General features: G+C 59.7%; 4 protein-coding genes. All 4 read right to left on the bottom strand.

The features are described from left to right. Positions 1 to 281 (bottom strand): tRNA (adenosine(37)-N6)-threonylcarbamoyltransferase complex dimerization subunit type 1 TsaB (gene tsaB / locus AAC035_RS18015; protein WP_339806478.1); only part of this gene is annotated, 281 nt, incomplete at its 3' end. Positions 282 to 291: 10 nt separating this feature from the next. Continuing rightward, entirely contained in the window at positions 292 to 945 is a 654-nt protein-coding gene (adk, locus tag AAC035_RS18010; RefSeq protein ID WP_339806477.1) for an adenylate kinase, read from the bottom strand. A gap of 236 nt (positions 946 to 1,181) precedes the next feature. Beyond that, on the bottom strand, positions 1,182 to 2,558 hold the full coding sequence (locus tag AAC035_RS18005) for an HDOD domain-containing protein (RefSeq protein WP_339806476.1): 1,377 nt from the start codon (positions 2,556 to 2,558) through the stop codon (positions 1,182 to 1,184). 180 nt (positions 2,559 to 2,738) lie between these two features. Next, positions 2,739 to 5,411, bottom strand: a complete 2,673-nt coding sequence (ppc, locus tag AAC035_RS18000; protein WP_339806475.1) for a phosphoenolpyruvate carboxylase — start codon at positions 5,409 to 5,411, stop codon at positions 2,739 to 2,741. Between the last annotated feature and the right edge of the window lie 274 nt (positions 5,412 to 5,685).

Raw genomic sequence — 5,685 nt, 5'->3', positions numbered from 1 at the left:
GACGCTCTTCCGATCTCCGGTATATCCAGCCCCCAGGCCAGGCCCTGGATAGTCCCCGTTGCGATACGCAGACCAGTAAACGAACCCGGGCCTGCAGCAAAGGCCAGCACGGTCAGTTCGTCTACTGCGATACGCTGCTCGGCCAGAAGCTGACGGATCATCGGCATGATCAGCCGGGTGTGGCCGCGGGGCTCGACACGACAATGCCCGCTGAGCTGATCCCCGCAAAGCAGGGCAACGGAGCAGGCATCGGCGGACGTATCAATGGCAAGCAGGTTCACAGGAGCGCCATCAGCCCAGCCTGGACAGGATCTGCTCACGAATATCGGAAAGGGAGCCAACCCCTTCAACCCGGACGTATCTGGGAGCAGCTTCAGGATCCTTGTCGTACCACTCGCGGTAATAGCCGATCAGCGGTTCGGTCTGGGCATGGTAGATGTCAAGACGCTTACGAACCGTGGCTTCCTTGTCATCCTCTCGCTGAACCAGGGTGTCACCGGTTTCATCATCTTTACCATCCACCTTGGGTGGATCGTACTTGGTGTGATAAATGCGGCCACTGGCTTCGTGGACCCGACGTCCGGACAGGCGGTGAACAATTTCTTCGTCATCTACCGCAATTTCGACTACGTAATCGATGACGATGCCCTGATCTTTCAACGCCTCGGCCTGCGGAATGGTGCGCGGAAACCCGTCCAGAAGATAGCCATTGGCGCAATCGGGCTTCTTCACCCGGTCTTCGATCAGGGCGATGATAATGTCGTCAGACACCAGTGCCCCGGTTTCCATGACCGTTTTCACTCTCTGACCCAGTTCGGAGCCGGATTTGACGGCTGCACGCAGCATGTCACCCGTGGAGATCTGGGGAATACCGAATCGTTCCGTGATGAACTGAGCCTGGGTCCCCTTGCCGGCACCCGGCGCCCCCAACATGATAATTCGCATACGTTGTGCTCCCGTGTTTTCTAGTTATCGATTAAAGGTTGTTGCGAAGCAGCCCGTCTGCGAGAAGCGACAGTGGCTTTGCGACAACCTCTGGGATTTCTCCGGAGACCCGAAACAGAACTGATGGTCAGGGAAAAGCCCGCATTATACGAACTCGGCCCCAGAAGAGAAAGTCGACGTGAGTCGTAGAGCTTCAGATACCCGGCCTGAGGTCCAAGACGACGAAAAACAGCGGGTCAGGATGCCAGTGAATAGGCCAGGCTGTCGAGGTCTTCTGCTACCTCAGCCATATCCTTGCGGAATTCATCAAGCTGCGCAGGATCAATACCGGCCTCCGCAGCCAGCTGCTGGAGATCGTCCGGGTTGAATTCGTCGCCTACCCCGATCTCTTTCAGCAAGCCGTTGGCCAGCTGAACCAGCACAACGTAGACCCGGTGATCCCCCTGATAGTGAAGCTGCTGGTGCATACCGGCTGCTTTGACAACCGCGCCCGGCAGTTCCCACAGCTTGTGCAGGATGCCGCCGATCACGCCGTGGCCCACAGTCAGCAGTTGCTGACTGTCGTGGTTGCCAAAAACCTGATCTTCGAGGGCCCGCATGCTGGCCTCGGGGTTTGCTTCCCGAAGGCGGTTCAGTTCAGCAAACTCGGCCGGGAACAGATGCCCCACCAGCAGCAAGCCGAAGTTATGCAGCAGGCCACACAGGTAGGCAAGACCGGGATCGGCATCACAATGGGGCGCCATGCGCTGGGTCAGAAACGCAGTATACAGTGAGTGGCGCCAGAACTGATCCATACCGAGTACTCCCTGGCGGGGAATATCAAAGGCCCTGACTGAGGCAATACCAACGGCGATATGGGCAACCCGGTCGAATCCCAGCACCCGGGTGACCGCTTCGTGCACGGATTCCACCTGCCCAGGGTAGTTAAAAAGGGCAGAACGGGCATAACGGATAACCTGCGCAGTAAGGCTCGGATCAAATTCGATAAGTTCAGCCAGCTCCCTGACCGAGGCGTCCGAATCACCGGTCAGACGAAGAATCCGCAGAGCGAGGGCTGGCATCGGCGGCAACCGATACAGCTTCTGCAGTTTCTCGGCGATTTCCTCAAGGGTAATACCACTGGCAGGCTGGTGGCCGCCCTGACGCAGGGTAACAGTGCCGCGGTCGCAGCCGGCCATACCGAGACGGAAGTTACGGCCACTCAGAACCATAAGCGCACCGGCACCACCGCAGGCCATGATCAGTGCATTCTCTTCCAGTAACGCCTGTTCCACCAGTACCGGTACGCCGTAGGCGGCACCGAACGGTGGCACGAACCCCGGCAGGCAATCCGCAAACAGGCGGTTGGTCTGTGCGGCGGTCAGGGGCTGAAACCGGCGCCCGGTATGGCGCTCGATGGCGTCAGCGTCCGGCGAACTGTCATAGGGGTGAACCACCAGGATGACCCCCTTGAGGTCGATCATTGCAGTGCAGCGGATTACGCTGCCCACGGCACCGCCACGGGCCATAACTGCGGAATCAAAGCTGCTACCCGCCTGGTTGGTCACCGGCAGCAGGTCATAGCTTACACCCTTGCGGTTCAGGAACTGCTCCACTTTGGCGGCCAGTGCCACAGACTGCTCCTTGATCGTCATCGTACTTGGTGGTGTTCAGTTGCAACGCGAATGTTACCGCAAATCAGGCACACAGATTACCACAGCAGCACAACTTGTGGAGCCTGCGACCCGGCCCAGGCATCCGGATCGTGCGCCATTCGACGCTTTTGCGGACACCCCCGCCAACCTCAGCCCGGCTCACCCGGTGTTGCGCATGCCAGCGGCAATACCTGCCATAGTCACCTTGAGGGCCTGTTCCAGCAGTTCCGGTACGGGCACGACTTCGGCATCAGCGCCTTCGACACTGATATTGGCCTCCGCCTCCCGGTCACGTCGCAGCAGTTCCGCCTGCAGATAATGCAACGGATCGGTGTAGGGGCTCCTTACTTTCATGGATTGGGCAAAAACCGGTTCGTCTTCCAGCAACACTTGCTGGTTCTTTAGTGCCTTGACCTGTTCTATACATTCGCTCAGGCGCTCTCTGAGAGAGGCGCCCAGATGTTGCAGGCCCGGTTCCACCAGGGTCTGGTCGTAATAGCTGGCAATCCGCAGATCGGCCTTGGCCAGCACCATCTCCAACATATCGATGTACGTGCGGAAAAATGGCCAGTTCTGCCTCATGTCCTGCAGCACGGGCATTTTCCCGGCTTTTTCTGCGTCGGCCAGTGCCACATCGCTACCCAGCCAGCTGGGCAACATCAGGCGCATCTGGGTCCAGGCAAAAATCCACGGAATGGCACGCAGGCTTTCCACGCCACCGCTGGCCTTGCGCTTGGCCGGACGGCTGCCCAAAGCCAGCTTGCCAAGCGCCTGTTCCGGTGTGGCCTGGCGGAAATAGGGCACAAAGTCCGGACTCTCCCGCACCACATCACGATAAGCCTTGAGTGAACGCTCGGTGAGCCAGTCCATGACCGCCCGCCATTCCGGATCCGGGGCCGGTGGCGGGGCCAGGGTCGCCTCCACCACTGCCGTGGTGTAAAGCGTCAGACTCTGTTCCGCCAGTCGTGGCAGACCAAACTTGAAGCGGATCATTTCACCCTGTTCGGTAATCCGGAAGCTGCCGTTCACCGATCCCGGGGGTTGCGACAGAATCGCCCGGTTGGCCGGGCCGCCGCCGCGACCAACGGTGCCACCGCGGCCGTGAAACAACGTCAGGTGCACCCCGAAGCGGCTGGCAACCTCGGTCAGCTGTTCCTGAGCCTGATACTGGGCCCAGGCTGCCATCATCTGGCCGGCGTCCTTGGAGGAATCGGAATAGCCGATCATCACTTCCTGCTGGTCTCCGCAATACTGGCGGTACCAGTCCACCTTATAGAGCGCTTCCATGCTGGCCGGCGCACCCCGCAGGTCATCCAGGGTTTCAAACAGCGGCACGATCCGTAACGGGTATTTCATGCCGGCTTCCCGCAGCAGCAGGATCACGCTGAGCACATCCGACGGTTTGCTGGCCATGGAAATGACATAGGAACCCAGGGCTTCGGGCGTCTGCCCAGCCACTACTTCGCAGGTAGCCAGCACTTCCCGAACCGGCTCCGAAGGTTGCCAGTCCCGTGGCACCAATGGCCGCCGACCCTGCAACTCCCGCAACAGAAAGTCCTGACGCCGGGCTTCAGGCCACTCCAGATAATTCCCTTCGCCGAGGTAGTCCACCATTTCTGCCACGGCTTCGGCATGGCGACTTGCCTCCTGGCGGATATCCAGCCGGATCAGCGGCAGGCCAAAGGTGTGGGCCCGCCGTATGGTATCCAGCAGCGGGCCGTTGGCGATGGTCTCGAGGCCACAGTCGATCAGCGATCGATAACACAACTCGAGAGGCCCGGTCAGGTCCTCATTCTCAAAAAGGATGCCCTTGTTATCCGCAGGCTCGTCATTGATCATGGCTTCCGCCCAGTCACGGGTCCGGATCAGCGCCTCACGCAGGCGGCCCAGAATTTCCCGGTAGGGCTCCCGGCACTCGCCGGCTTCGGCCCTCAACTCATCGCTCGCCTGCCACATGGACAGCTCCGAGCGCAGAGCCTGCACATCGCGCAGGTAAAGATCTGCTGCCATCCAGCGGCCCAGCAGAAAGACCGAGCGGGTTACCTTGTGGGTCACGTTCGGATTACCGTCCCGGTCACCACCCATCCAGGAGGCAATCCGTATCGGTGTGGCTGCCAGTGGCAGTCCGTCACCGGTCGCCCCGGTCAGGGCATGGTCCAGACCTCGGAGAAACCGTGGCAGTGCCTGCCACAGGCTGTTTTCGATGACCGCAAAGCCCCACTTCGCCTCGTCCACGGCGGTCGGTCGCTCATGGCGTATTTCGTCGGTGTGCCAGGCCTCTGCCACCAGTTGCCGCAACCGGTCCATGATCTCATCCCGCTCTGGCGGTAACAGGTCGTCATGATCCAGACCGGCGAGGCAGCCGGATATCTCATCGTATTTCATGATCAGGGTCCGTCGCGCCACTTCCGTAGGGTGCGCCGTCAGCACGAACTCGATCCGTAAATCGGAAACCTTGCGATGAATCTCTTGCGGAGCCACGCCAGCGGATTTCAACCGTTCGAAAACATCCGCCAGTGACTCCACCATCAGGTCCGACTCGTGGTCCCGTTTGCGGCGTACACCGTGGTACTGCTCCGCCAGATTGGCCAGATTGAGAAACTGATTGAAAGCCCGGGTGACCGGCAGCATCTGATCGTCCCGCAAATTGCTCAGCAAACTGACCAGGCGCTGGCCGGAGCCACTTTCCTGGCGCCGGTCTGCCTTGGCCGCCGCGCGGATTTCCTCGATCAGCTGATAGATCTCTTCGCCTGGATACTGCCGGATGTTTTCACCGAGCAGCTCGCCGAGCAGGCGGACGTTTTCTCTCAGTTCCGGGTGAAGTTCTGCCACAGTTGAATCCTTGTTCAGTTGACGAATACCCTAGGGTGTTAGAATACTAATAAACACCTCACGTCTCATCCGCAAGGATGTTTTGACTCAAGCGCAAGGAGATACCATGAAAGTGACTGACCTTCCGGGCCACTGGGAGAAGGCGAAGACAACGCAGGACCGGACTCATGATTACAATCTGAGGTTACCGCTGGAAGATGCTGCCCGGATTGCGGCTCTGGCAGAGCTCTACCCGGACCGTACCGAGGCGGATATCCTGAATGACATGATCGCA

It is taken from the genome of uncultured Marinobacter sp. (genome assembly GCF_963974375.1).
Lineage (GTDB): Bacteria > Pseudomonadota > Gammaproteobacteria > Pseudomonadales > Oleiphilaceae > Marinobacter.
This window is presented reverse-complemented; position numbering and strand designations above follow the sequence as displayed.